This is a genomic window from Rhizobium sp. Root1334, from assembly GCF_001426665.1.
Lineage (GTDB): Bacteria > Pseudomonadota > Alphaproteobacteria > Rhizobiales > Rhizobiaceae > Pararhizobium.
Genome location: NZ_LMEY01000029.1, coordinates 42,273 through 68,058 on the forward strand (window position 1 = coordinate 42,273; position 25,786 = coordinate 68,058).

At 59.7% G+C, this 25,786-nt stretch carries 19 protein-coding genes; 10 read left to right on the plus strand and 9 right to left on the minus strand.

Annotated elements, in window-relative coordinates:
• Positions 1 to 15 precede the first annotated feature (15 nt).
• Positions 16 to 5,727: a translocation/assembly module TamB domain-containing protein gene (locus tag ASD36_RS25110; RefSeq protein WP_060502797.1), complete on the plus strand. Its 5,712-nt coding sequence runs from the start codon at positions 16 to 18 to the stop codon at positions 5,725 to 5,727.
• A gap of 35 nt (positions 5,728 to 5,762) precedes the next feature.
• Here ASD36_RS25110 and ASD36_RS25115 read toward each other — a convergent pair whose 3' ends face one another.
• Positions 5,763 to 6,206, minus strand: a complete 444-nt coding sequence (locus tag ASD36_RS25115; protein ID WP_060502796.1) for an Lrp/AsnC family transcriptional regulator — start codon at positions 6,204 to 6,206, stop codon at positions 5,763 to 5,765.
• 138 nt (positions 6,207 to 6,344) lie between these two features.
• On the opposite strand from ASD36_RS25115, the gene rocF reads away from it, so the two are divergent.
• From rocF to ASD36_RS25140, 5 genes are all read left to right on the plus strand, one after another.
• Entirely contained in the window at positions 6,345 to 7,280 is a 936-nt protein-coding gene (rocF, locus tag ASD36_RS25120; RefSeq protein WP_060502795.1) for an arginase, read from the plus strand.
• Between the two features lie 28 nt (positions 7,281 to 7,308).
• Positions 7,309 to 8,514: an ornithine--oxo-acid transaminase gene (gene rocD / locus ASD36_RS25125; protein WP_060502794.1), complete on the plus strand. Its 1,206-nt coding sequence runs from the start codon at positions 7,309 to 7,311 to the stop codon at positions 8,512 to 8,514.
• Between the two features lie 348 nt (positions 8,515 to 8,862).
• The gene (locus ASD36_RS25130; RefSeq protein WP_060502793.1) at positions 8,863 to 10,653 is read left to right on the plus strand and encodes a methyl-accepting chemotaxis protein; all 1,791 of its coding nucleotides are present in this window, start codon (positions 8,863 to 8,865) and stop codon (positions 10,651 to 10,653) included.
• Positions 10,653 to 11,132: a chemotaxis protein CheW gene (locus ASD36_RS25135; protein ID WP_037097448.1), complete on the plus strand. Its 480-nt coding sequence runs from the start codon at positions 10,653 to 10,655 to the stop codon at positions 11,130 to 11,132. The genes ASD36_RS25130 and ASD36_RS25135 overlap by 1 nt, the downstream gene beginning before the upstream one ends.
• 150 nt (positions 11,133 to 11,282) lie before the next feature.
• Positions 11,283 to 11,699 (plus strand): hypothetical protein, encoded by a 417-nt coding sequence (locus ASD36_RS25140; RefSeq protein WP_060502792.1) that lies wholly within the window; start codon positions 11,283 to 11,285, stop codon positions 11,697 to 11,699.
• 65 nt (positions 11,700 to 11,764) lie between these two features.
• Here ASD36_RS25140 and ASD36_RS25145 read toward each other — a convergent pair whose 3' ends face one another.
• Positions 11,765 to 13,144 carry an AcvB/VirJ family lysyl-phosphatidylglycerol hydrolase gene (locus ASD36_RS25145; protein ID WP_060502791.1) on the minus strand — a complete coding sequence of 460 codons (1,380 nt, stop codon included), beginning with the start codon at positions 13,142 to 13,144 and terminating at the stop codon, positions 11,765 to 11,767.
• Positions 13,141 to 15,693, minus strand: coding sequence for a bifunctional lysylphosphatidylglycerol flippase/synthetase MprF (mprF, locus tag ASD36_RS25150; RefSeq protein ID WP_277996011.1), 2,553 nt, complete (start codon positions 15,691 to 15,693; stop codon positions 13,141 to 13,143). The genes ASD36_RS25145 and mprF overlap by 4 nt, the downstream gene beginning before the upstream one ends.
• Positions 15,694 to 16,031: 338 nt before the next feature.
• Here mprF and ASD36_RS25155 point away from each other — a divergent pair, with 338 nt between their 5' ends.
• The 4 genes from ASD36_RS25155 (at position 16,032) to ASD36_RS25170 (ending at position 19,559) form a co-directional block, all read left to right on the plus strand.
• On the plus strand, positions 16,032 to 16,769 hold the full coding sequence (locus tag ASD36_RS25155) for an ion channel (protein ID WP_244481966.1): 738 nt from the start codon (positions 16,032 to 16,034) through the stop codon (positions 16,767 to 16,769).
• 107 nt (positions 16,770 to 16,876) lie between these two features.
• A complete protein-coding gene (locus ASD36_RS25160; RefSeq protein WP_060502789.1) occupies positions 16,877 to 17,275 on the plus strand; it encodes a hypothetical protein in 399 nt (132 codons plus the stop codon).
• Positions 17,276 to 17,574: 299 nt separating this feature from the next.
• Complete coding sequence (locus ASD36_RS25165; protein WP_060502788.1) at positions 17,575 to 18,447, plus strand: DUF6030 family protein; 873 nt, start codon at positions 17,575 to 17,577, stop codon at positions 18,445 to 18,447.
• A 221-nt stretch (positions 18,448 to 18,668) separates the two neighbouring features.
• Positions 18,669 to 19,559, plus strand: a complete 891-nt coding sequence (locus ASD36_RS25170) for a sugar transferase (RefSeq protein ID WP_244481958.1) — start codon at positions 18,669 to 18,671, stop codon at positions 19,557 to 19,559.
• A gap of 128 nt (positions 19,560 to 19,687) precedes the next feature.
• Here ASD36_RS25170 and ASD36_RS25175 read toward each other — a convergent pair whose 3' ends face one another.
• The 6 genes from ASD36_RS25175 to ASD36_RS25200 all read right to left on the minus strand — a co-directional run bounded on the left by ASD36_RS25175 (position 19,688) and on the right by ASD36_RS25200 (position 25,772).
• A complete protein-coding gene (locus tag ASD36_RS25175) occupies positions 19,688 to 21,406 on the minus strand; it encodes an ABC transporter substrate-binding protein (RefSeq protein ID WP_060502786.1) in 1,719 nt (572 codons plus the stop codon).
• A 71-nt stretch (positions 21,407 to 21,477) separates the two neighbouring features.
• Entirely contained in the window at positions 21,478 to 21,897 is a 420-nt protein-coding gene (locus ASD36_RS25180; protein ID WP_060502785.1) for a DUF2160 domain-containing protein, read from the minus strand.
• Positions 21,897 to 22,721, minus strand: a complete 825-nt coding sequence (locus ASD36_RS25185; RefSeq protein ID WP_060502784.1) for a carbohydrate ABC transporter permease — start codon at positions 22,719 to 22,721, stop codon at positions 21,897 to 21,899. The genes ASD36_RS25180 and ASD36_RS25185 overlap by 1 nt, the downstream gene beginning before the upstream one ends.
• Before the next feature lie 18 nt (positions 22,722 to 22,739).
• A complete protein-coding gene (locus tag ASD36_RS25190; RefSeq protein WP_060502783.1) occupies positions 22,740 to 23,606 on the minus strand; it encodes a sugar ABC transporter permease in 867 nt (288 codons plus the stop codon).
• Between the two features lie 2 nt (positions 23,607 to 23,608).
• Complete coding sequence (locus ASD36_RS25195; RefSeq protein ID WP_060502880.1) at positions 23,609 to 24,679, minus strand: ABC transporter ATP-binding protein; 1,071 nt, start codon at positions 24,677 to 24,679, stop codon at positions 23,609 to 23,611.
• Positions 24,680 to 24,689: 10 nt separating this feature from the next.
• Positions 24,690 to 25,772, minus strand: coding sequence for an ABC transporter ATP-binding protein (locus ASD36_RS25200; RefSeq protein ID WP_060502782.1), 1,083 nt, complete (start codon positions 25,770 to 25,772; stop codon positions 24,690 to 24,692).
• Between the last annotated feature and the right edge of the window lie 14 nt (positions 25,773 to 25,786).

A 25,786-nucleotide genomic window follows, 5' to 3' on the forward strand; every position in this document is an offset into this window, starting at 1 on the left:
CGCTATGGATGAATCATGAATCGTTTGCCCCGTTTTCTGAAGATCGCGCTGCGTTGGCTGGCTTATGGCACAGGCTTTGCCCTGTTCGCCCTCGTGCTCCTGGTGCTTTTCGCAGGCTTTACCGCGCCCGGTGCGCGCTTTGTCGCCGCGATGATCGAGAAATATGCCTCGACGCCGGACCAGATCGTTCGCATCAACGACCCGAGTGCACTGCTCACCGGTGATTTCAAGGCTTCGAGTGTAACGCTGTTCGACAGCAAGGGCGTCTATGCGGAAATCCGCGAGGTCGCCATCGACTGGTCCCCCACCGCCCTTTTCTCCAAACGCTTCGATGCCGCAAAACTGTCGGCCGGATCCGTTCGCCTCGAACGACTGCCGATCCCTTCGCAGGAAACCAAGGAAGTCCGCAAGACCTTTGCCCTGCCGCTCGAGGTCAAGATCGACGCGTTCGATTTTGAGGAAATCATCATCGGCAAGGAGATTGCCGGCGCCGATCAGTTCCTCAATGCGCAGGGTAAGCTGAACGCCACCAATGCCAGCATTGCCGCTGCCCTTGCCATTGCACAACGCGACCGTCCGGACGCCAAGGCGATCGCCGATATCATCTTCAATCCGGCAAACGACGAACTGAAGCTGGAAACCACCATCGAGGAACCGAAGGGCGGGCTGCTTGCCAAAGCCATGCACCTGCCCGGCGAACCGGCGGTCAGCATTTCGGTCACCGGCAACGGTCCACTGACGAAATGGACTGGCACGGCAACCGCAGCCCTTGATGGCAATCAGGTGCTGAAAGTGGACGGTGAGCACACGCTTGCGCCGGATGGCTTTCGCACCATGGCGCTCAAGGGTGGCGGCACGTTCCGCGACCTCCTGCCTGCTGTCTTCCGGCCGCTTTTCGAAGGCACCACCGACATCGACCTTTCTGCGGCGCTCGACGGCACGACCATGCGCATCCAGCGCGGTAAATTTACGACCGCGGCTTTCGCGTTTGCTGCCTCTGGAACCTATAGCACGCTGGGCCAGAACGACCTGCAGGCAAGCCTCACCGGCACCAATGGCCCGATCGACTTCCGGCTACCGCTGGCAAAGGGCGAGGCGCAGCTATCAATCAACAATGCCAGCGTTTCGCTGATCGGCGAGGCCCAGGCAGCCGTGCTCGACATCGGTGCCGATATTGGCAAGGCAACGCTGCCACAGGGCGAGATCGAGGCAATCAGCCTGCACGCCTTTAGCGATGGTTTCAACCTCTCGACGAAGACAGGCCCCCTGAAGACGACGATCGAAACCGGTGCAACCCGCTTCATCAGCGCCGATATCGACCGCCTCGTCAAGGGACCGGTGAAGATCGACGGCACACTATCGGTGACCCCTGAAACCGTCTCTTTCGATCCGCTGACTCTCGAAAGTGCCAGCATTGGCGGTACGCTGACCGGTTCCTATACCATTGCCGAGAACACGCTCGCTACTGGGTTCAAGCTCTTTGCCCTACCGGCTGTCCTGCCCCCTGCCCTCGCGGAAAAATTCGACACGACCATTGCTATCACCGGCAATCTTGGTACTGGCTCCAACGGCAGCCTCACCGTCAACGATCTCGCCCTCAAGTCCGGAACGATCGAGGCGGCCGGATCGGCAGCGCTCGAAACCGGAAACCTGACAGCAGCGGTCAGCGGCGCCGTTCCCGAAATCGGCAAATTCCTCGCAAACGCCAAAGGCGCCGCCAACTTCAAGGCAGATGCCAGTGGTCCGCTCGACGCTCTTGCCATCAAGGCTGAAGTAACGGCAAACGGCGCAACGCTTGCCGGACGCACGCTCAATGATCTCGCCGTCAACGCCGACGCCACCGTCGGTCAGAACGGCCCGAATGCGACGGTAACCGCCACCGGCTCGCTGGACGGGCAGAAAATCGACGCCAAGGCCGAGATCGCCTCCGCCAAGGGTGCGACCAGCCTTCCTTCGATCGAGGCAACGATCGGCCAGAACACACTAACCGGCGCGCTCGACCTGAGGGAAGATTTCCAGCCGAACGGTTCGCTCACGTTCAATCTTCCCGATCTCGGGCTGCTCGCCGCCATGGCTGGGCAGACCGCGTCCGGCGATCTTGCCGGAACAGCCAGCATCACGTCTGAAAATGGCGTGACGTCGGTTGTCGTCAAGGCCAATGGTTCCGGCATAACCCGCGGCGACCTGGTGATCAGCAAGCCCGCCGCCGATATCACGATTGCCGATCTGAAGGCACTCGCGATCAAGGGTGCAGTGACGGTGGAAGAGGTCAAACAGGGCGACACCCGCCTTGCCGGCCTCAAACTCGGCTTCGAACAACAGGGACCGAAAACCAATTTCGCGCTCGACGGCACCTATGACGACGCACCGCTGACGGCACGCGGCGACCTGCAGAGTGCTGGCGGCCAAACGACGATCAATCTCCAGTCGTTCGCCGCCGCACCGAAGAAAATCCCGCTGCAACTCGCAGCGCCGACGACGATTACGATCGAAAACGGCGCGGTCAATCTGCAACAACTGGCAATCGCTGTATCCGGCGGCACCGTCACTCTGAACGGTAGCGCCGGCGAGAAGCTTGATGTGACCGCGACGCTGGCGGGGATCGATACCCGGCTGCCGCTCGAAAATGGCGAAGCGCACGTCGTGCTCGACACCGGAACCGCGTCCATCACCGGTGGCATGCAGTCAGCCATCATCAACGTCCAGGCAAGCGTCGGTCAACTGGCCCTGCCGCAGGGCCGTATCGACGCAATCAAGCTGACGGCCCAGAGCGATGCCTTCAACCTATCGACCCAGACCGGCCTGATCAAAACCCGTATCGAAACCGGCGATACACAACTGACAAGCGCCGACCTCGACAGGCTGGTCAAGGGACCGGTGAAGGTTGAGACCATCCTGGACGTATCGCCGGAACGGATCGGTTTTGATCCCGTCACCATTGACAGCAATAACCTCGGCGGCACGATCAACGGCGCATTCGAGATTGCCGCAAAGGCTTTGAACGCAGGATTCAATCTGTCCGTGCTTCCGGCTGGCCTACCAACGTCCCTTTCCGCCAAGTTCGATACGCCGGTCACGTTATCCGGCATGGTGACCACCGGCGCCGACGGTGCGGTTGATATCAGCAGGCTCGCCGTCGGTTCCGGAACGATTCAGGCCGCAGGCTCCCTCGGTCTCAAGGACGGAGCCCTGACGGCTGCCCTCACCGGCACACTGCCCGATCTCGGCAAGGTGCTGGCGGATGCCAGTGGGATCGCCGACTTCAAGGTCGATGCCACCGGCCCGCTCGACAATCTCGGCATCAAGGCCGAAGTCACCTCCAGCGGTGCAACGTTGGCAGGCCGCACACTCAGTGACCTCCAACTGACCGCAGACGCGACAGCCAATCCGAAAAACCCGCAGGCCAAGATCAAGGCCACCGGTGCTCTTGGCGGCCAGGCCATCAACGTCAATGCCGACCTGATATCCGAAGAGGGACGCACCAGCCTTCCGGTTCTTCAGGTTCAGGTCGGCGACAACCGATTGAACGGCAAGATCCAGTTCACCACCGATTTCCTGCCGCAGGGCAATGTCGACTTCGCCTTCCCCGATGTCGGCTTGCTGGCTGCAATGGCGGGTGAAAAGGCGTCGGGCGACATTGCCGGATCAGCTTCGATCAACAGCACCGGCGGCAAGACCTCGATTGCACTGAAGGCGAGCGGCTCGGGTATCAAGCGCGGCGATCTCGTCATCACCAAGCCGGTTGCTGATATCACCATCGCCGACCTCAAAGCCTTGGCGGTCAAGGGCAATCTCTCCGTCGACGCCTTCGCGCAGGGTGAGAACCGCGTCAACGGCCTGAAGCTCGACTTCGCCCAGCAGGCCGGAAAGACCGATGTGACACTTGATGGCCAGTACGACGGAGCACCGCTCAGCCTGCGCGCCGGTATCGAAACGGCAAATGGCAAGACGACCGTCAACCTCGCCTCCTTCACTGCTACACCACGCAGGATCCCGGTAAAGCTGTCGGCACCAACGACGATCACCATCGAAAACGGAAAGGTCAGTCTGCAGAAGCTGACGATCGGCGCTTCAGGCGGCACAATCGCCGTCACTGGCTCGGCGGGTGAAAAACTCGACCTTAATGTCAATCTCAACGCCTTGCCGGCCAGCCTCGCCAATACATTCGTGCCGTCGCTCGGCGCGGACGGCGCCATCAGCGGCAAGGTCGATGTCACCGGCACCGCGGCTGCACCCGTCGTGGCCTATGATATGCGCTGGGCAAACGCCGCAGTCGCGCAGGCCAAGTCCGCTGGCGTCGGTGCGCTCGATATCGCGGCGAAGGGGCAATTTGCCAACAATGTCGTGACGCTCGACACAACGCTCAACGGGGCAGGCGGCCTTGCGTTCAAAGGCAATGGCAAGGTTGGCATTACCGGCAACAAGCCGATCGACGTCAAAGCGTCCGGCAACCTGCCGTTCGCTCTCGCAGCCAATCTTCTGGCCGAGCAGGGATTCACCCTGACTGGTGCCGCCAATGTCGATCTTTCCATCACCGGCGCCGCAACAGCGCCCCAGGTGACCGGCACGATCTCCACGTCGGGCGCGCGCTTCGTTGATGTCCGCCGTAATCTGGCTATCACCGACCTCACGGCCCATGTTGCGCTTGATGGCAAGCAGGCGAATATCCAGAAGCTTTCCGGCAAGCTCGCCAGCGGCGGCACGCTGGATGTCACCGGCACGGTTGGCATCGCGCCCGGTTCCGGATTCCCGGCCGACATCGCCATCCGCCTTGCCAATGCGACCTATGTCGATGGCAGCCTGTTCACAGCCAGCATCGACGGCGCGATGACCCTCAAGGGCTCTCTGACCGCAACACCCGTTCTGGGCGGCAAGGTCACCATCCACAAGGCGTCGATCACCATTCCGGAAAAGCTGCCGGCGTCGCTGTCCGAGATCAACATCAAGCACAAGAACGCCCCGGCCAAGGTCAGGCAGATGCAGGCGGATGTCAGCAAAGACACGGGCAGCGGCGGCAGCACCAAGAGCGGCGGCATTGCCTTTGATCTGACTGTCAGCGCGCCCAGCAAACTGTTCGTCCGTGGCCGCGGTATCGATGCCGAGCTTGGTGGTGACCTGACCATTCGCGGAACAGCGGTCGAACCCGCCGTTTCCGGCGGTTTCGAAATGCGCCGTGGGCGGCTGGAAATCCTCGGCAAGCGCCTCGACTTCGCCGATGGCACAATCACTTTTGGCGGCAACCTCGTTCCCACCCTTGACCTCGACGCAACCTCCAGCGCCGGGGCAACGACGATCACTGTCAACGTCGCAGGCCCTGCCAACAACCCGGCCATCACGTTCTCATCGTCACCTGCTTTGCCACAGGACGAAATCCTGGCGCAGCTGATCTTCAACCGGTCGCTGTCCAACCTGTCGGCCCTGCAGATCGCCCAGTTGGCCAGCGCCGTCAGCGAACTGGCCGGCGGCGGCTCAAATTCGCTCTTGAGCGGCCTGCGCAACAAGCTGGGTGTCGATGATCTCGACGTTTCGACGGATGCGACCGGCGGCGCGACGGTGACGGCCGGAAAGTATCTCAACGACCGGACCTATCTGGAACTGCAATCCGGCTCGGAGGCAGGCGGCGGCAAAGCGATCATCAATCTCGATGTCGGCCGCGGCGTCAAGCTGCGCGGCGAAGCCGGCGCCAGCGGCGCAGGTGGCGGGATTTTCTATGAGAAGGAATATTGAGCGAAGCTGCTTCGGCTCGCTCAATACCGTCTGGTTTAAACCGCCGCCGAAATCTTGCTGGTCTTCAAAAGGATGTTCGTCTCGGTGAGGTTGATGCCGTCAATCAGCCGGATCAGCCGCAGCGTTTCGTCGAAGGTGCCGAGATCCTTGTCCTCCAATTCGGCAATGAAATCCCAGCGGCCATTGGTCGAATGAAGGGCGCGCACCTGCGGCATGCCGCGCAGCTGCGTGGCGACGCGATCCGCCATCTTGCCGTGAATTTCGATCATGACGATGGCACGCACGCCGCTGCCGGAAAGCTCCGCTCCCGTGCGGATCGTGAAGGCGGCAATCGTTCCGGATGCGACCAGCCGGTCGATGCGGGCGGCAACGGTCGCACGCGACGCGCCGGTGGTGACGGCGAGAGCTGAGACGGGCGTGCGGGCATTGTGGCGCAGCGCGCTGATCAGGGAATGGTCAAGATCGTCGAGACTTATCATTTTGCCTATCCGCACTTCTCATAGTGTCAATTATTGCAATCTATTTGCCAGTTTTCCATCTATTTGCCAACAAACAAACCCGTATAATCCGCGCACAAACCGGGCAAACCGGCATCACGCGAACTTGCGGGGAAGACCATGGCTGAATCCAAGAAGAACATCGTACTCATCGGCGCACCGCTCGAAGAAGGCTCCGGCCGCCGTGGCGCTGCAATGGGTCCTGCGGCCCTGCGCATTGCAGGTCTCGACACAATGCTGGCCGGCCTTGGCCACAGCGTCACCGACGACGGTGACCTGAAGCCGCTGCCTGCACGCGACCTGCCGAACCACCCGAAAGCCAACAATTTGCAGATCGTCGCGGCGATCACCCGCGCGCTCGACGAATCGGTGCATCAGTCAGCCCGCGCCGGCAATTTCCCGGTCATCCTCGGTGGCGACCACGCCCTGTCGATGGGCTCGGTCTCCGGCATGGCGCGCTATGCCCAGGAACAGAACCGCCCGCTCTTCGTGCTCTGGCTCGATGCCCATGCCGATTTCAATTCGCCTGCGACTTCCCCTTCAGGCAATATGCACGGCATGCCGGTGGCCTTTTTCTGTGGCCAGGCCGAGTTCGCCCCGATCCTCGACAAGGACCGCCCGATGGTCGATCCGAAAAACGTTTTCCAGGTTGGCATCCGCTCCGTCGATGACCGCGAACGCGAGGAAATCGCCGAACATGGCGTCAATGTCTATGACATGCGTGCCATCGACGAGACCGGCATGGCCCATATCATGCACGAGATCATCGCCAAGATTAAAGCCGCCAACGGCCTGTTGCATGTCAGCCTCGACGTCGATTTCCTCGATCCGGAACTGGCGCCCGGCGTCGGCACCACGGTTCCCGGCGGCGCGACCTTCCGCGAAGCGCATCTGATCATGGAAATGCTTTGCGACAGCGGCCTCGTCTCATCGCTCGATCTTGTCGAGCTCAACCCCTTCCTCGACGACCGCGGCAAGAGCGCCCGCATTCTCGTCGAGTTGACCGCAAGCCTGTTTGGCCGCCGCATTCTCGACCGGCCGACACGCAGCGCCTGAGCCAATAACAAAAGCCACTGGAGGACCCATGAATACGACAAACGCACTGATCGAAACCGAATACCGGCTGGGCGCGCATAACTACAAGCCGATTGATGTCGTGCTTTCGCGCGGTGAAGGTGTCTATGTCTGGGACCTTGACGGCAATCGTTACCTCGATTGCCTGTCGGCCTATTCCGCTGTCAACCAGGGCCATTGCCACCCCAAAATCCTGGCGGCGATGATGGAGCAGGCGCAAAAGCTGACGCTCACCTCGCGCGCCTTCCGCAACGACCAACTGGCGCATTTCTACGAGGAACTGGCAACGCTCACCGGCAGCCACAAGATCCTGCCGATGAACTCAGGCGCCGAAGCCGTCGAAACCGCCGTCAAGGCGGTGCGCAAATGGGGCTACGAGGTCAAGGGCGTCGCGGAAAACAAGGCCGAGATCATCGTCTGCTCCAACAACTTCCATGGCCGCACCATGGGCATAGTCGGTTTCTCGACCGATCCGGACGCCCGCTCCGGCTTCGGCCCGTTCGCGCCGGGCTTCAAGACCGTTCCGTTCGGCGATATCGAAGCGTTTCGCGCCGCGATCAACGAGAACACCGTCGCCTTCCTGATCGAACCAATCCAGGGCGAAGCCGGCGTCATGATCCCGCCGCAGGGCTATTTCCCGGGAGTCCGTGCGCTGTGCTCCAAGCATGGCATCACGCTGATCCTCGACGAGATACAGACTGGCCTCGGCCGCACCGGCAAGCTGCTCGCCGAAGAGCATGAAGGCATCGAAGCCGACGTGACCCTGATCGGCAAGGCACTGTCCGGCGGCTTCTATCCGGTCTCGGCCGTTCTTTCGAATTCCGAAGTGCTCGGCGTCCTGCAGCCCGGCCAGCATGGCTCGACCTTCGGTGGCAATCCGCTGGCCTGCGCCATCGCCCGCGCGTCGTTGAAGGCCCTGACCGAAGAAGACATGATCGGTAACTCGGCCCGCATGGGCGAGCGTTTCCAGGCTGGTCTCAAGGACATCCGTTCGAACATCATCAAGGACGTTCGCGGCCGGGGCCTGATGCTGGCCGTCGAACTGGTTCCCGAAGCCGGCGGCGCCCGCAAATATTGCGAAGCGCTGAAGGAGCGCGGCATCCTTGCCAAGGACACCCATGGCGACACGATCCGCATCGCTCCGCCGCTGGTGATCACGGCTGATCAGGTCGATTGGGCCGTCGAGCAGTTCGCCGGCGTTTTGACGGCGCAGTAAGCGGCAAGCATGGGTTTCTGCAACCCCATAATGTACCTATAATACGAACCAATACCCGGCGTTGCGCCGGGTATTGTCATTTGTCATATTTATGCCGGCAGGCGTTCGAAACTCGGCAAATCTTAAATATCTATTGAAGTTTTAGCCCCTAGATATTGCCGTCGCGACCGGTCTGAACCGGGGCATGAAGCTTTCGCGAAAAGCCGGTCATCCGGCATGACCTGACGACGCCGTGCAAAGCGCCGGTATCGTTTGCCAGCCGTCCACATTCCTACTCAGAAAAACCGCCCGATCGCGCGGCACTCAGCCGCGCGCGTTGCAAACCCGCGTGCACAAGGACCGATAGTCATGACCCGTTTTTCGTCACCGTTCCGCAGCGACGCCAAGGCAATCCTGTCTGCGATGCAACGATCTCAGGCAATTATTGAATTCGACCTGCAGGGAAACATCCTGACGGCCAATGAAAACTTCTGCAAAACTGTAGGATACGATCTGGCGGAAATCGTCGGCCAGCACCACCGCATGTTTGTAGATCCGGCCGACGCAGCAAGCAGGGACTATCGTGACTTCTGGGCGCGGCTTGCCCGCGGCGAGTTCGATCGCCGCCAGTACAAGCGGATCGGCAAGGGTGGCAGGGAAATCTGGATCGAAGCATCGTACAATCCCATTTTCCGGGGCTCGAAACCCTATAAAGTGGTCAAGTTTGCCACTGACATAACGGCCGTGAAACTGAGAAGTGCAGAAGATGCCGGCAAGATCGCTGCGATCTCCCGCGCCCAGGCCGTTATCGAGTTCACGCCGGACGGCGACATTCTGACCGCCAACGGGAACTTTCTGTCGACGCTCGGTTATCAACTTGGCGATATTCAAGGCAAGCACCACAGCATGTTCTGCGAGCCCGCCTACGGCAGCAGCGAAGAATACCGGGACTTCTGGGCCAGGCTGCGCAATGGTCAGTTCATCGCCGATGAATTCAAGCGGATCGGCAATGGCGGCAGAGAGGTCTGGATCCAGGCCAGCTACAATCCGATCTTCGATTTGAATGGGTCGGTGAAGAAGGTGGTAAAGTTCGCAACCGACATTACCGGTCGCGTCAATAACAGCCGGGAGCTGGCGGCAGCAATGCGGGAATTGGCCAATGGTAATCTCGATCAGCATCTGGACAGGCCATTCATCCCGGCACTGGAAGCGCTCCGCCTCAGCTTCAACGGTACCATCGACAAGCTGAAAGAGACGATGCGTGCCGTCGGCGCCAATGCGCAAGCAATCGCAGCCGGCTCAGGCGAAATCAGCAGTGCGGCTCAGGACCTTTCAAAGCGTACCGAGCAACAGGCCGCGTCGGTTGAAGAGACAGCGGCAGCACTGGAGCAGATCACCACGACCGTGGCCGATAGCAGCCGCCGCGCCGCGGAAGCAGGCACACTGGTTGCCCAGACCAAGCTCGACGCCGAACGTTCCAGCGAAGTGGTGAGAAACGCCGTCCACGCGATGGGCGAGATCGAGAACTCGTCGCGCGAGATTTCCAGCATCATCGGCGTCATCGACCAGATCGCCTTCCAGACCAACCTGCTTGCCCTCAACGCAGGCGTCGAAGCGGCGCGGGCGGGCGATGCCGGCAAAGGGTTTGCCGTGGTAGCCCAGGAAGTGCGCGAACTCGCCCAGCGTTCGGCAACAGCGGCAAAGGAGATCAAGAGCCTGATCACCACATCCAGCGATCAGGTCAAGGACGGCGTCTCTCTCGTTGGCCAGGCCGGCAAGGCGCTGGAGGAAATCCTGAGCCAGGTGGACCAGATCAACACCAATGTGTCCGCTATTGTAGAAGGTGCAAAAGAACAGGCGACAGGTTTGAAAGAAATTAACCAGGCTGTGAATACAATGGACCAAGGTACACAGCAGAATGCAGCAATGGTCGAGCAATCCACGGCTGCCAGCCACGCCTTGGAAAAGCAAGCAGACGGTCTTTTCAGTCTTCTCAGCCAGTTCAAGGTCGGTGAGGCATCGCAGGGTCGCTTGGCGGCAGCGCGGCAGGACGCAAAACCGGTCGCTTCCCCGGCCCGGGTCATGGCCAGCCGGGTAGCGAAGGCCTTTAGTTCAAACATGGCAGTTGCCGCCAATCGGGATAGCTGGGAAGAATTTTGATGAACAACACGATCTCTACAGGTACCTTCGGTCACGAAACGCTCGAGATCATCGCTTTCCGTCTGCACGATCAGGAGTTCTGCGTGAAGACTACGACGATCCGCGAAATCCGTGGCTGGGCACCTTCGACACCGATTCCGCATTCGCCTGCCGACGTTCTCGGCGTGATGAACCTGCGCGGCACCGTCATCCCGATCATTGACCTTGCCCACAAGCTCGGCATGAAGAGCACGGTTGCCAACGAACGCAGCGCCATCGTGGTTGCCGAAGTGCACAATATGGTCATCGGCCTCGTCGTTGACCGCGTCTCCGATATCCTGACGGTGCGTGGCGACCAGGTTCAGCCGGTTCCGGAAATCACCACATCCTTCGACAAGAGCTATGCAGAAGGCATCATCGCCAACGAAACCGGCATGATCTGCTTCCTCAACCTCGCCCGCATGTTCAAGGAACGCGAAATGGAAGACGTCGCAGCCTGATCGCTGCCCATGCTTACCTCATAGAAGAGCGGCTCCGGCCGCTCTTTTTTGTGTCCAGACTGCATCGCATCCGTTGCGGCAGACCCCGCCAGCGGAACAAAACTTCGCCCGTACGGTTATCAGCGTAACGCAACCACGGAGGCGACAGTCATGGAAGTAATCGGCACGCAAGTCCACCCGCAGTCTTCGGCAGGGCTGATGACGGTGGAGTTCGTCGGTGAAGGCGGTGATGTGATTTCGGTTCAGATGCACCATACCGAATCTGATGGCTTGAACCGGCTGAACGCGATCGCAAGGGCCAAGGCGATGATGTTGCAGGTGGCGGCGTTCGAACAGCCCGAAAATGGTGAAGCAGCTGATGGTTCCGGTTCCGGCAATGATACCTCCGGCGAATCTCCGGCCGTTATGTCATTGCGAAGTGCGCGGGCCGCAGGCGATACCGGAACGCTGGAAGAACAGCTCGATGAAGGGCTGGAATCGTCTTTTCCTGCCAGCGATCCGGTTTCCGTGACCACCAGCACGATTCCAAGCGGCCGTGCTGATACTGAAGAAGCCAAGAAGCAGTAGTGTATCGAGTAGACAGGATCGTTCGCGCGGCCGATCCTGTCATTTCAAGCCATGCTATGGGCAGGCTAAGGATTGGCTACAGCCGCCAGCCTGCGATCAAATCCGTCCAAAATCCGCTTGACCAGCGCCGGATAATCCTCGTCGAAATGATGGCCACCATCGATGGCAATGACTTCGACACCCGTATCCTTCAGCGTCGGGCAGACATCGTCGTCCTCATCTGTCCCGTAGATGCACTGCACGAGAGCCGGTTTCATCTTGGTGATATCGTCGGCCGGGTCGCCGGCGCCGTCCGCCGCCGCGGCACCCAACCAGCCGAGAACGGAAATCTTGTAATCCACCTGATGCGACACGGCGAGCAGCGACACCTGCGCCACGCGATCCCGGTCTGCTTGCGGCAGCAAATTGTAGGTCCGGGGCAGGATATCGGCACCGAAGGAATATCCAATCAGCAGGATATGCTTGACGTTCCAGCGCTTGCCGTAAAACGCGATGATGCGGTGCAGGTCATCGGCGGTCTCCTGCGGCTGACGCTCCGACCAGAAGTAGCGCAGAGAATCGATGCCGACCACCGGCATGCCCTGTTGCTGGAGAACATCGCCGACTTCCTTGTCTATATCGCGCCAGCCGCCATCGCCCGAATAGACGATTGCCATCGTGTCGCGTGTCGGCTTGGTTTCAAGCACGGTCAGGGGCAGTCCCAGCGGATTGTCCTCGCCTGCGGAGGCGGTCACGAGCGCCGACAGCGCATCGTAAAAAGCCGTCCACATGTCGTCATCCGTTTCAGTGATCTCGATGTCGCTATGCTTGGCAGTCAACTCGGTGACATGGGCGCGGCCGTCTGCGGGCGCATCCGGCGTGAACAGCACGGTGACCGGATCGGGCAGCGGCCCATCGGTCAAACCGTAGACCATCCGGTCGCCCACCTTTTTCTTGTCGGCAGGCGTGCAGAGCTGTTTGCTCAGTGTGATGCCGGCCTCGGGATTGATGGCCAGCGTTTGCCCAATTGTCGCCGCCGGCGTCTGCGCCGCAATGGCAAGAGCCAGCGCGCCACCCGCCCCGGCACCGGCAATGATCGGCAGCCGATAATCGTTGTTTTTCGCCGCCCGCTGAACTTGCTGGCTCAGCGCTTCGATGTCGGACACCATGTAGATGCAGTCGCCCTCGTCCTTCGCCAGCGATGCAAGATAGCTTGGAAGATCGATACCGATGACCAAGGCTCCGCCATCGGTCAGGCTTTTGGCGAGCGTATCCTCCTTGTCAGACCATCCGGCCTTATCGGAAATAAGCACAACCGCGGCCGCCACATCGCCGGTGGGCAAGAGGATATGTGGCGACGGGATCATGCCCGTATCAAAAGCAGCCGGATCCTCCGAACGCGCCGGAAATGCTGCAAAAAACAGGCTGGCGGCAAAAGCGGCCTGATAGAATCTCTTCAAGATCATTTTTTCACAATTCCCTTCACGCCGCCGCCAATCAGGAATGTTGCATCCATCAGTGCCAGAACGGGATTGATACCACCACCCGCCGCCATATACCGAGGCTGCCAGTGCGGATGGAATTTCGACTTGAAGGCCTTCAGGCCCTTGAAGTTATAGAAGCGTTCGCCGTGTTCGAAAACCGTGCGACCCACCTTGTCCCAAACGGGCGAGGAACGGCGGCCGGAAAGACCGGCCAGAGGCGCCATGCCAAGGTTGAACCGCTTGAATCCCTTGTCACGCAGATATTCCATCAATGACACAAAGAGAAAGTCCATCGACCCTTTCGGTGCCTCCGGCAGGAAGCGCATGAGGTCGATAGTCCCTTCCTCGCAGGCATCCGTCACGAGGATATTGGCGAACGCAACGATTTTTCCGTTCAACCGCAAAATCCCAACCGGTTGGGCGGTAATGTAATCCGTATTGAATGCCCCCAACGAAAAGCCCTTTTCCCTGGCACGATGATGCGCCAGCCAGGCATCGGACACGGCTACGAGATCGCCCATGATCGCCGGGACATCCTCGGGTTCGACAACGGCGAATTCCAGCCCGTCGCGCTGCGCCCGGCTGACCGTCTGGCGCAGGGTGGCCCACTTGCCGCCCTTCAGTTCGAACGTCGTGAGGTCCGCCGTGGCCAGTTCGCCGAGACGGAAGGCCCGCAAGCCGGCATCCGCATAGTAGGAGAGCCCCGCAGGCGAGACCTGATAGAAAACCGGCCGGCAGCCGCAGGAACGGGCCTCCTCAATGAACTGCCAGATCAGATCCGGCCATGCATCACGCGGACCGACCGGATCGAACAGGGCAATCCAGGAACGAGCCTGACGGCCATACATGATGAACGCACGCCCGTCGGAGGAAAACATCAGGCTCTTATCGCCCATCCGCACGAGATTGGCGTCCGACATATCCTGCGCGTTGGCAATGGCGATCGCTTTTTCGATGTCGGCGGCAGAAGACGCTTCCCTTGGGCCTTTGGCGGGCCGCAGCAGGCTCCACAACGCAGCAGCGCCAGAGAAGATCGTCAGACCGAGCACGGCGCGAAGGCCGCGCGGCGCTTCCTCCGACAGTTCGAACTGCCACCAGAGCGTATTGCTGTATTCCACGTCACGATAAACGAACAACAGGACGATCACCGCAAAGGCACAGAGCGCCAGCATTGCCGTCAGCCATGGCAACGTCAACCGCTCGTTCGACAGGTTTGCTGGCCGGTCGAACAGCCGGTGCGTGGCAAGCAGGCTGACGATGAAGAAGGCGAGAAGGCTCGCCTCGATCAGGGCCACCGCCTTGAGGAGAGAAAACAACAGCGCGATAACGGCAACGACAAGCGCCGCCCACCAGGCGCTATCCAACCGTCTTGCCAAGCCGCGCGCGACAATGACGAGAACCAGACCCAGCAGGCTTGCGAGAAAATGCGTGCCTTCGATGATCGGTAATGGCACGTAATCGGCAAGAAAAGCCAGATTGTCGTCCGGCGTCGGCGTGACACTGGAAAATACCAGCATGGCGGCCAAGATAAGTGCAAGCGTCGCCAAGAGAAGCGGTGTCAACCGACCGGCCACGCGGCGCAGGCTGGAACCGACAGGCTTGCGGTAGAGGCTGCGCAGTTCGGCACCAATGACAAAGATGACTGCCAGAAGCAGCGGCAGGACGTGGTAGATCAGCCGATAAAGGACGAGCGCGCCCAGGACTGTGTCGACATCCACCGCCTGGCCCAGCGCCGCGACGATGACGGTTTCAAAGACACCAAGACCGGCCGGGACATGGCTGAGAACGCCAAGTCCGACAGCCACCGCATAAATCGCCAGAAACGCCGGCCAGCCGATCACCCCTTCAGGCAGCAGCACGTAGAGGACGGAAGCCGAGGCGGCCAGATCCAGAACGGTCACAAGGAACTGACGCGATGCCGTGCGTGAATCCGGAACCCGCAGCGAAAAACGCCCCAACTGCAACGCCCGGCCATCGCGGCCCGCCACCATCAAAGTCAGCAGGACGGTCAGGATCAACACAGCGATCGCACGCAGCGCCGGTGAACTCATTCCCACGAGTGGCGCCACTTCCGGCGCGATCATCAACAGGCTGAGAGCCGCGACACTTGCAAGCCCGAGCCCGAAGGCAAGGGTGACAAAGGCGATAACGCCGCCGATTTCTTCCGGCCTCAGCCCGAGGCGGGAATAGGCGCGATAGCGGATGGCGCCGCCACTCAACGGGCCGAAACCTGCGGTATTGCCGACCGCATAGGCCGCAAAAGCCGTCAATGCCACATCGGCATAGGGCAGTCGCCGCTTGAGATAGATCAGCGCCCCGACATCGTAGAAGGTCAGTGCAAAGAAGCTCAAGGCGGTAAAGCCGATGGCCAGTGCAATGGACGTGCCGCTGGTATTATCGAGCGCGGCCATCACGTCTTCATACCGAACTTCACTCGTCAGATGGAAGATCGCATAGCCCGCAAGGGCAAGGATGAGGATCGTGGCAATCGCAGTCAGCAGCCGGCCCTGAAGCCACACCCGCTGAACCATGACTTGAGTGCCACCGGGCTCATCGTTTCTATCGGCTGGATTGGACATGGAGCACCTGGTGGGGCATTTCAAACTCTAACGTCATCGACGATATACATCCTGCCACAGCTAAATAAAGTGAACTTAATGTAATCTTCGATCAACTGAATCCGGGCGTTTGCTTGGTAAGGCGCCCGGCATGAAATTCGACTGAAATGACGGTCAGGCAATGCCAGCGCCTGACAACAGGCAGCATTGACCGCTTCCACACACCAGCCTATCTCAATCTCATGACAGAGCACACCAAGAGCGACGAGCCCGGAGAGCCGATGTTAAACGGCGTACGCGCACGTTTACGTATGCTCTATCTCGGGACCAGCGCCATGGCGATCCGGTTTCAGATAACCATGGCGATCATCGATCTCGCCATCATCATCTTCTTCCTCGTTGGCCCGTATTTCGCCGCGGGGCACACCTACCTCATCATCGACTATGCAATTGCCGCCTTGATCGCCTTCGAGCTTGGCGCCCGGGCGCTGATCGCCTCAAACCTCCGGCGCTGGCTGACACGGCCGATGACGTGGGTCGATATCGCCATCCTGGCAACGCTGCTCTTCCCGGCGCAATTCTCCAACTTCGCGTTCCTGCGCGCCTTCCGCATCTGGTCGCTGGGCCAGAGCAAGGTATTCACGCTGTTGATCAAGCGGGCGGGCTATGGAGAATGGGAAGAGGTCATTCGCGCCTGCATCAATTTCGTGACCTTCCTGTTCCTCGTCACCGGCTTCGTCTACACCGCGTTCTTCTATCACCAGGCGGCCGGCGTCGAAGGGTTCGTCGATGCGCTCTATTTCACCGTCGCCACCATCACGACGACGGGCTTTGGCGATATCACCCTGCCCGGCACGCTGGGCAAGCTGACGTCGATCGTCACGATGATTTTCGGCATCTCGCTGTTCGTACGGCTGGCACAGGCGATCGTGCGCCCGCACAAGGTCGTCTTCCCCTGTCCCCAATGCGGTTTGCAGAGACACGATGCCGACGCGGTACACTGCAAGGCTTGCGGCCAAATACTGAACATTCCGGACGAAGGAAGTTGAACCTTCTGGCCACGATGACGGCCCTGGAAGCGACCAAATTTGGGCTTCGCGCCCAACCATAGTGGGTGCTAATATTCCCCTAAGGACAAGACTTGGGGGGAAGACATATGCCGCGCGTCGCAAAGCTCTATTTCCGCACTGCCATCATTTTCCTGATTATCGGAATTGCAATGGGCCTGAACATGGCCATCTCGCAGGATCACAGCGCCATCGGCGCGCACGCCCATGCCAATCTGCTCGGCTGGGTGACCATGGCGATCTTTGGCGGATACCACGCGCTGAACCCTGCCAAGGCGGGACGGCGGATCGCCATGATCCAGTACGTGGTCTACACGGCGGGCGTCGCCCTGATGGTGCCGGCGCTCTATCTGATGCTGACCGGAAATCCGGCGCTCGAGCCTGTTGTCGCAATCGCCTCGCTGATCACATTTGCGGGCGTCTTGCTGTTCGCAGTCATCATCTATAGCGGGGATACAGTACACCGCCCGGCAATTGCCACACAGTAAGACTATCTTCAAGTTTCGCCCGCGGCGGGATCTCTGAACTGTTGGCTTAGTTCGCGACCCGCACCGTATTGCCGTATCGGCGGTGCCGAATACATGACGGTCGCCGCGCCTTGCCTATTTCTTTCAACCAACTCCCCGCCCCGGCGTAACAGAACGGGTTCTTTCATTTTATACCTTGATATGTCTGTTTTTTCTCGACAATACCTATCGCGAGGGTGAGACGAGAAACGCCAGATGGCCAAGGCATGTGGATCCATGATGTCTGAGATCGGCGAAAACTGCGCAGGTCAGGTTTCGGCATGAATGTGCAGCGGAAAAACCGGTCCGGAAAGATATTCTTCCTCGCCGCTGTCGGGTTGGTCTTCGCCGGCATCCTGGCGACGGTTCTGCTTGCCAACAACCACCGCAATCTTGATCTGCTACTGACCTATCTCGGCTACCCCAATCTGATTCCCAATGCCGCGCCGCAGCAGGTGAAGATAACCCAGACCAGAAGCTTACGCTTACCGCCGGCACGCATGGTCCTGCCTGTCTATGCTTTCGCCGACTTCAAGGCCCCGCAACAAAACTTCATCCGGCTGATCCAGAGTGACCCGAGGACCCTGTGCGAACAACTGAGGGACGGCGGTTTCGGCCAATTGGACTGGACCGTCAGCAGCGCTCACAAGGACAATTGGGAATGCTCGTCCTCGGTCGATCTTCCCGCTCCGGATGCCGATAAACCGGAACAGTCCTCGATCTTTATCGTCATCAAGGGCGATGGGGAAAACCGTGTCACCTCCTTTCGCGTCAAGCTGAACATCGAAAATAAAGCCGATACGGCCAAGGTCGCCGAACTTGCCGGGGACGCGGCGAACATCTTCCTGCGCCAGGTCCGTTGGGGAAATCCGGAAGAGATCATCGGCAAGATCCATGCCCTAGAACCCTTTGACATCCGCAAATTCGGTAGCCGCATCCAGTTCAAAAGAGAATTCGGCGAAACACCACGCTACAATTTCCTTGCCAATCAGATCAGTGTGCAACGCAAGAACATGCCGGGAGATCTGTTCTTCGACCGGAGCAAGTGGTTTCCGCTGACCGGAAGCGATGGGCTGCCGATGATTGACGGCATGATGGCCGGGGAAGGCGCTGGCGGAATCCCCCTCACGGACCCAGGCAATCCTGCCCCCTAAGCCAAATCGTCCGCGCACACGATGCGATTGCGGCGCGTTGCAACCGGCTGTCCCCTTACCTGTTTCGATCCGGAGCCGGCCGCTCCGGCCCACCACAATTAACCACAGGAACGGATTGGATTCGCAAGGCCCTACCGAAATCGGTAGTATTTAATAAATCGTTAAAATCGCATATTCCACATATGCGGCGAAGTAACGAAAAGACATCTAACGAAGATCTCGTGCGCTCGCATTATCAAGGTCAATATTCAGGATATTCTGCCGCAGTCTCATCCAGCCATTCCAGCTCCATTGGCAATGCATCTCCTGGTAAAGATCAACACAAAGTAGGTATTCCGGTCGAATTCCGGGGAAGATGTAAAGTCATGACGGAAAAAACGCTGCCGCAACGACGACCTCTCATCCGGGCAACGGAAAGCCGCCCTGTCTGGACAGCGTCCGCTGAACGCCCAGACAAGCAATCGCCGGCATGCGATGACCAAGTTCACCTCGAATCGGTTCGCGTAGCAGACCTGCCCGTTCAGTTTGCGATCAAGCGCACAATCGATGCCGCCTGCGCATTTTCCGGGCTGCTCGTTCTTGCGCCCGTCATGCTTGCCATTGGCGCCCTCATCAAGCTGGACAGCAAGGGGCCTGTTTTCTCCCGGCGACTGCACCTAGGGCTGAACGGAGCTCCCTTCGAGCTGTTGACGTTCCGCTGTACGGCTACGGGCTTTCGCAATGCCGGTCAGCCAGCCACCGATGGTCAACACTTCACGCCGTTTGGACGTTTCTTGAACAAAGCCAATCTTGAAGGGTTACCGCGATTGTGGAACGTTCTCACCGGCGACATGTCGCTGGTCGGCCCTCGCCCACATGTTCCGGACTTGCTTGCGGCAGGCCACAACTACAATGACCTTGTGCAGGGCTACGAATACCGAAACCTGATGCGCCCGGGCCTTACCGGTCTTGCGCAGACCCGCGGCCCTCACGCCGCTGCCGGGCACCGCTGGATGGCGGTCCGACAAATTGTCTCCGATGTCGATTACATCACCCAGTTCTCGCTGCTCCTCGACATGAAGATCATGATGCGCACCGCAATCAACGCCATGAAGCGCTGGACGCGCCGTTAGGAGACTGGCAAGCGCAACAGCCCAAACGCGAAAATGAAAACCGCCCGAAGATTCTCTCTTCGGGCGGTTTTCATTTCAACGGAGGCTGAAGACTGGCGCCGGGACGGACCCGGCGCCAGTCTGTCGTCTTACTGCCAGCTCTTGACCAGTTCGTCGTAGTTGATGGTCTGCGGCTTTTCTTTTTCGTTTTCGATCTTCAGCTGCGGCGCAAGGTTACCCTTCGAGACGGCGTCCTTGTTCCAGTATTCGAGATCGTGTTCTTCGGCGAGCTTCGGACCGATATCGCCCTGAACGCCGGAACGCTCCAGGCGCTGCAGAACCTTTTCCTGCTCAGCGCACAGCGAATCCATGGCTTCCTGGGCGGTCTTGGCGCCGGAGGAAGCGTCACCGATTGCCTGCCACCACAGCTGGGCCAGCTTCGGATAGTCCGGGATGTTCGTACCGGTCGGCGACCACTGAACGCGAGCCGGCGAACGGTAGAACTCGATCAAACCACCGAGCTTCGGCGCACGATCCGTGAAGCTCTTGTCCTGGATGGACGATTCACGGGTCAGCGTCAGGCCGACATGGCTCTTCTTGAGGTCAACCGTCTTGGAGGTGACGAACTGCGCATAGAGCCATGCTGCCTTGGCGCGGTCTTCCGGGGTGGACTTCATCAGCGTCCAGGAACCCACGTCCTGATAACCGAGCTTCATGCCGTCCTTCCAGTAAACGCCATGCGGGCTCGGAGCGAAGCGCCACTTCGGCGTGCCGTCAGCATTGACGACCGGCAGGCCTTCCTTGACGAAATCGGCCGTGAAGGCCGTGTAGGTGAAGATCTGCTGGGCGACTTCACCCTGGGCCGGAACCGGACCAGCTTCGCCGAAGGTCATGCCCTGGGCGGATGCCGGTGCATAAGCCTTCAACCAGTCGAGGTACTTCTGGATCGAATAGACGGAAGCTGGGCCGTTGGTGTCACCACCGCGAGCGACGCAGGAGCCGACTGGCTGGGATTTCTCGTTGACCTTGATACCCCATTCGTCGACAGGCAGACCGTTCGGCAGGCCCTTGTCGCCGTTGCCGGCCATGGAGAGCCAGGCGTCGGTGAAGCGCCAGCCGAGCGACGGGTCCTTTTTGCCGTAGTCCATGTGACCATAGACCTTTTTGCCGTCGATTTCGCGGCCGGTAAAGAACTCGGCGATGTCTTCATAAGCGGACCAGTTGACCGGAACGCCGAGGTCATAGCCGTACTTCGCCTTGAAATCCGCCTTGTTCTTCTCGTCGTTGAACCAGTCATAGCGGAACCAGTAGAGGTTCGCGAACTGCTGGTCAGGCAGCTGGTAGAGGTCGCCATCCGGCGCGGTCGTGAACTTGGTGCCGATGAAGTCGGCGAGGTCGAGACCAGGGTTAGTGACGTCCTTGCCTTCGTTGGCCATCCACTTGGTCAGCGAGCGGGCCTGCTGGTAGCGCCAATGGGTGCCGATCAGATCCGAGTCGTTGACATAGGCATCATAGATGTTTTCGCCCGTCTGCATCTGGGTCTGCAGCTTTTCGACCACGTCGCCTTCGCCGATCAGGTCATGCGTGACCTTGATGCCGGTGATTGCGGTGAAGGCTGCGGCCAGAGTCTTGGATTCGTATTCGTGGGTCGTCAGGGTTTCGGAAGCAACCTTGATGTCCATGCCGGCAAATGGCTTTGCCGCATCGATGAACCATTGCATTTCCTTTTCCTGATCGGCGCGGGAAAGCGTCGAAAGATCGCCGATTTCCTTGTCCAGGAACTGCTTGGCTTCGTCCATGCCCGCAAATGCGGTTCCGGTCAGTGCCAAGAGTATCGCTGCTGTAGATGTTAGTAAGTGCCGTCGCATAATGTCCTCCCTTAAAGGTTTGCGATTGCATTCCGCCCGGCTCCATCCGGACGGCATTTCCAGTCCTTGCCTCACACCAGCTTGAAGACCCCGAAAGCGTAGACAAGCGAGAGGGCAAGAGCCCACCACTGGCCGGTACCGACGAGGCCCAGCCAAGCGAGATTGATGAAGGCGCTGCCGAGCAGCGAGATAAACAGGCGGTCGCCGCGCGTCGTCTCGAAGCGCAGGATGCCGACACGCGGATTGCCGCCGGGACGGGCATATTCCCATACGGCCATCAGCGCGAGCAGCAGGAAGATCGTCAGGAAGAACATGGCCGTCGGGAAAGTCCATGCCATCCAGCCGCCACGGATCAGCGGGGCGAACCAGTCACGCGCGCCGTCCTTGATCGGCAACGCGGAGATGAGCAACCCTGCCAGGGCGGCGTAGACGACGAGAACGGCGGCCAGTGCCAGCGGCCAGCGATTGGTGCGTTGGGACACGGTGGCCATTAGACCCTCCCCAGGGCAAAGCCCTTGGCAATGTAGTTTCTGACGAAATAGATGACGATGGCGCCGGGAATGATGGTAAGCACGCCCGCAGCAGCAAGAACGCCCCAGTCCATGCCGGATGCAGACACCGTGCGCGTCATGATCGCAGCGATCGGCTTGGCGTCGGTTGTCGTCAACGTGCGGGCGATCAGCAGTTCCACCCACGAGAACATGAAGTTGAAGAACGCAGCGACGCCGATGCCCGATGCGATCAGGGGGATGAAGATCCGCACGAAGAATCGCGGGAACGAATAACCGTCGATATAGGCGGTCTCGTCGATTTCCTTCGGCACACCCGACATGAAGCCTTCAAGGATCCAGACGGCCAGCGGCACGTTGAACAGGCAGTGCGCCAGGGCAACGGCGATATGCGTATCGATCAGGCCGAAGGCGGAATAGAGCTGGAAGAACGGCAGCGCGAAAACGGCCGGCGGCGCCATGCGGTTGGTCAGGAGCCAGAAGAACAGGTGCTTGTCGCCGAGGAACCGGTAGCGCGAGAAGGCGTAAGCCGCCGGCAGCGCGACAGAAACCGAAATCACGGTGTTCATCACCACGTAGATGATCGAGTTGATATAACCCTTGTACCAGGACGGATCTGTGAAGATCACCGCATAGTTCCGGAGCGTCGGCGCATGCGGGTAAAGCGAGAACGTGCCGGTAATTTCGGTATTCGTCTTGAAGCTCATGTTGACGAGCCAATAGATCGGCAAGAGCAGAAAGAGGATGTAGATCGTAGGCACGAGCCAGGAGAGGCTGCGGCCGGAAGATTGTGTCGCTGTGGTCATTGTTCTTTCTCCCTTCCGTCAGCTCTGCGCATCGCTATTGGTCATCACGGTGTAGAAGATCCATGAGAGCAGCAGGATGATCAGGAAGTAGATGAGCGAAAGTGCTGCTGCCGGGCCGAGGTCGAACTGGCCGATGGCCGTCTTGACGAGATCGATCGACAGGAATGTGGTGGCATTTCCGGGGCCGCCGCCGGTAACGACGAAGGGCTCGGTGTAGATCATGAAACTATCCATGAAGCGCAGCAGGAAGGCGATCAGAAGTACGCGCTTCATCTTCGGCAGCTGGATGTAACGGAACACGGCCCAGCGCGAGGCGCCGTCGATCTTGGCTGCCTGATAATAGGCGTCCGGGATCGATACCAGGCCGGCATAGCACAAGAGCACGACAAGGCTCGTCCAGTGCCATATGTCCATGACGATCAGCGTCACCCAGGCATCGAAGACATTGTTGACGTAGTTGTAGGGAATGCCGATCGCATCGAGCGTATAACCGAGCAGGCCGATATCGACGCGGCCGAACACCTGCCAGATGGTGCCGACGACGTTCCACGGAATGAGCAGCGGCAGCGACATCAAAACGAGGCAGACAGGAACGCCAAGTCCCGTCTTCGGCATGTTGAGCGCGATCAGGATGCCAAGCGGAATCTCGATCGCCAGGATGATACCTGAGAAAATCAGGTTGCGGGTCAGCGCATCCCAGAAGCGGTCGGACTGCAGCACCTGGATGAACCAGTCGGTGCCTGCCCAGAAGAATTCATTATTGCCGAAGGTGTCCTGAACCGAATAGTTCACCACCGTCATCAGCGGGATAACCGCCGAGAAAGCGACCAGCACCAGCACCGGCAGAACCATGAACCAGGCCTTGTTGTTCCAGGTCTTCTCCATGATCAGGCCTCCCCGCCCACACGCCAGCTATCGGCGTAGATATTGATGGCTGCCGGATCGAAGGTGATCTTCGGTGCCGCCGGGATCTCTCCATCTTCATGAACGACAATGGCGATCGGCCGGTTGGCGAAGGTGGCGCGGACAATTTTCTGGCGGCCGATATCCTCGACCTTGGAGATCGAAACCGGCATGCCTTCGCGGCCAAGCCGGACAAATTCCGGGCGGATACCCAGTTCGGTCTTGGCACCAGCTGCGATTTTCGGCGCAAACGACAAGGCAACCTTCTGGCCATCGAGATCGACGGACGACCCGTCGATCTTTGCCGGCAAGACGTTCATGCCCGGAGAACCGATGAAATAGCCGACGAATGTGTGCTTGGGCTTTTCGAACAGCTCTGCAGGCGTGCCGATCTGAACAATCTCGCCGTCATACATGACGACGACCTTGTCGGCGAACGTCAGCGCCTCGGTCTGGTCGTGCGTGACGTAGACCATGGTGAAACCGAACTGCTTGTGCAGACGCTTCAACTGCGAGCGCAGCACCCATTTCATATGCGGATCGATGACCGTCAGCGGCTCATCGAACAGGATGGCGCTGACGTCGGAGCGGACCAGACCACGGCCGAGCGAAATCTTCTGCTTCTGGTCGGCCGTCAGCCCCTGTGCCTTTTTCTTCGCGCGATCGGAAAGCCCGATCATCTCGAGGATTTCCGTAACCCGGCGATCGACCTCATTCTCCGGAACCTTACGATTGCGCAGCGGAAAGGCCAGGTTGTCGTAAACGGTCATCGTGTCGTAGATCACCGGGAACTGGAACACCTGCGCGATGTTGCGCTCCTGCGTCGACAGGTTGGTGACGTCCTTGCCGTCGAACAGGATCTTGCCTTCGGACGGCTGCAGCAATCCGGAAATGATGTTGAGCAAAGTGGTCTTGCCGCAGCCGGAAGGCCCAAGCAGCGCATAGGCGCCGCCGTCGTTCCATTCGTGATGCACTTCCTTCAGCGAATAGTCGGAAGGCTTTGTCGGATTGGGGCCGTAAGCGTGGCGGATATGATCGAGATTGATGCGTGCCATGGTTTTCTCCTCACGCTCCTCGAACGGCAGAGCCGCCGATGGCGCGGCCATCCGGGCCGAAGGCCATCAGGTGGCGGGTATCGACGAAAAGCTCGATCGCCGTATCCGGCTCGATGTCGTGGATGCCGTGTTCAAGCATGACCCAGCGTGATCCCGCGCAATCGACGTGGATAAAGCTCTCGGAACCGGCAATTTCGGAAATGATGATCCGCGCCTTCAGCGTCGCTGCCGTATCGTGCGGACGGGTGAGCGACAGATGATGCGGATGGAACGCGATGGTGTAGGCACCATCGGCGATACCGGCCAGATGCCCCGGTACCGGCAGGACGCTGAGACCACCACGTTCGAATGTATTGCCGGACTTCACCACGTCGAGAACATTCAGCGGCGGATCGGCAAAGGTTTTTGCGGTCGCGATGTCTGCCGGCTTGCGATAGACCGAGATGGTCGGTCCAAACTGGCTGATGCGGCCTTCGCTCATGGTTGCGGTGTTGCCGCCGAGCAGCAGCGCTTCCTGTGGTTCGGTCGTCGCATAAACGAAGATCGAGCCTGCGGCCGCAAACAGTTTGGGCAGTTCTTCACGCAATTCCTCGCGCAGCTTGTAGTCGAGGTTGGCGAGCGGCTCATCAAGCAGCACGAGGCTGGCATTCTTGACGATGGCGCGCGCCAGCGCGGTGCGCTGCTGCTGCCCGCCCGACAGGTTGAGCGGCGTGCGCTCCAGATAGGGCGTCAGCTTCATCAGTTCGGCGGCTTTGCGAACTTCGCGATCGATCGTCGCCGCGTCCTTACCGGAAATGCGCATCGGCGAGGCGATATTCTCATAAACCGTCATCGCCGGATAATTGATGAACTGCTGATAGACCATGGCGACGGAGCGGTCCTGCACGCGCACGCCCGTCACATCCTTGCCGTCGAAGGTGATGGTGCCGGTGGTCGGCTTGTCGAGACCGGCCATCAGCCGCATCAACGATGTCTTGCCCGACAGCGTCGGGCCCAGCAGCACATTCAGCGAGCCCCGCTCCAGCACAAGGTTCGTCGGATGGATATGCGTATCCGCTCCGACAACCTTGGTTATGTTTTTCAGTTCAAGCATTCTCAGGCTTCCTC

Excerpts from the sequence above, each read along its gene's own strand:
- ASD36_RS25110 (WP_060502797.1), top strand. The coding sequence starts at position 16 with ATGAATCGTTTGCCCCGTTTTCTGAAGATCGCGCTGCGTTGGCTGGCT.
- ASD36_RS25115 (WP_060502796.1), bottom strand. The coding sequence starts at position 6,206 with ATGATAAGTCTCGACGATCTTGACCATTCCCTGATCAGCGCGCTGCGC.
- rocF (WP_060502795.1), top strand. The coding sequence starts at position 6,345 with ATGGCTGAATCCAAGAAGAACATCGTACTCATCGGCGCACCGCTCGAA.
- rocD (WP_060502794.1), top strand. The coding sequence starts at position 7,309 with ATGAATACGACAAACGCACTGATCGAAACCGAATACCGGCTGGGCGCG.
- ASD36_RS25130 (WP_060502793.1), top strand. The coding sequence starts at position 8,863 with ATGACCCGTTTTTCGTCACCGTTCCGCAGCGACGCCAAGGCAATCCTG.
- ASD36_RS25135 (WP_037097448.1), top strand. The coding sequence starts at position 10,653 with ATGAACAACACGATCTCTACAGGTACCTTCGGTCACGAAACGCTCGAG.
- ASD36_RS25140 (WP_060502792.1), top strand. The coding sequence starts at position 11,283 with ATGGAAGTAATCGGCACGCAAGTCCACCCGCAGTCTTCGGCAGGGCTG.
- ASD36_RS25145 (WP_060502791.1), bottom strand. The coding sequence starts at position 13,144 with ATGATCTTGAAGAGATTCTATCAGGCCGCTTTTGCCGCCAGCCTGTTT.
- mprF (WP_277996011.1), bottom strand. The coding sequence starts at position 15,693 with ATGGTTCAGCGGGTGTGGCTTCAGGGCCGGCTGCTGACTGCGATTGCC.
- ASD36_RS25155 (WP_244481966.1), top strand. The coding sequence starts at position 16,032 with ATGCTCTATCTCGGGACCAGCGCCATGGCGATCCGGTTTCAGATAACC.
- ASD36_RS25160 (WP_060502789.1), top strand. The coding sequence starts at position 16,877 with ATGCCGCGCGTCGCAAAGCTCTATTTCCGCACTGCCATCATTTTCCTG.
- ASD36_RS25165 (WP_060502788.1), top strand. The coding sequence starts at position 17,575 with ATGAATGTGCAGCGGAAAAACCGGTCCGGAAAGATATTCTTCCTCGCC.
- ASD36_RS25175 (WP_060502786.1), bottom strand. The coding sequence starts at position 21,406 with ATGCGACGGCACTTACTAACATCTACAGCAGCGATACTCTTGGCACTG.
- ASD36_RS25180 (WP_060502785.1), bottom strand. The coding sequence starts at position 21,897 with ATGGCCACCGTGTCCCAACGCACCAATCGCTGGCCGCTGGCACTGGCC.
- ASD36_RS25185 (WP_060502784.1), bottom strand. The coding sequence starts at position 22,721 with ATGACCACAGCGACACAATCTTCCGGCCGCAGCCTCTCCTGGCTCGTG.
- ASD36_RS25190 (WP_060502783.1), bottom strand. The coding sequence starts at position 23,606 with ATGGAGAAGACCTGGAACAACAAGGCCTGGTTCATGGTTCTGCCGGTG.
- ASD36_RS25195 (WP_060502880.1), bottom strand. The coding sequence starts at position 24,679 with ATGGCACGCATCAATCTCGATCATATCCGCCACGCTTACGGCCCCAAT.
- ASD36_RS25200 (WP_060502782.1), bottom strand. The coding sequence starts at position 25,772 with ATGCTTGAACTGAAAAACATAACCAAGGTTGTCGGAGCGGATACGCAT.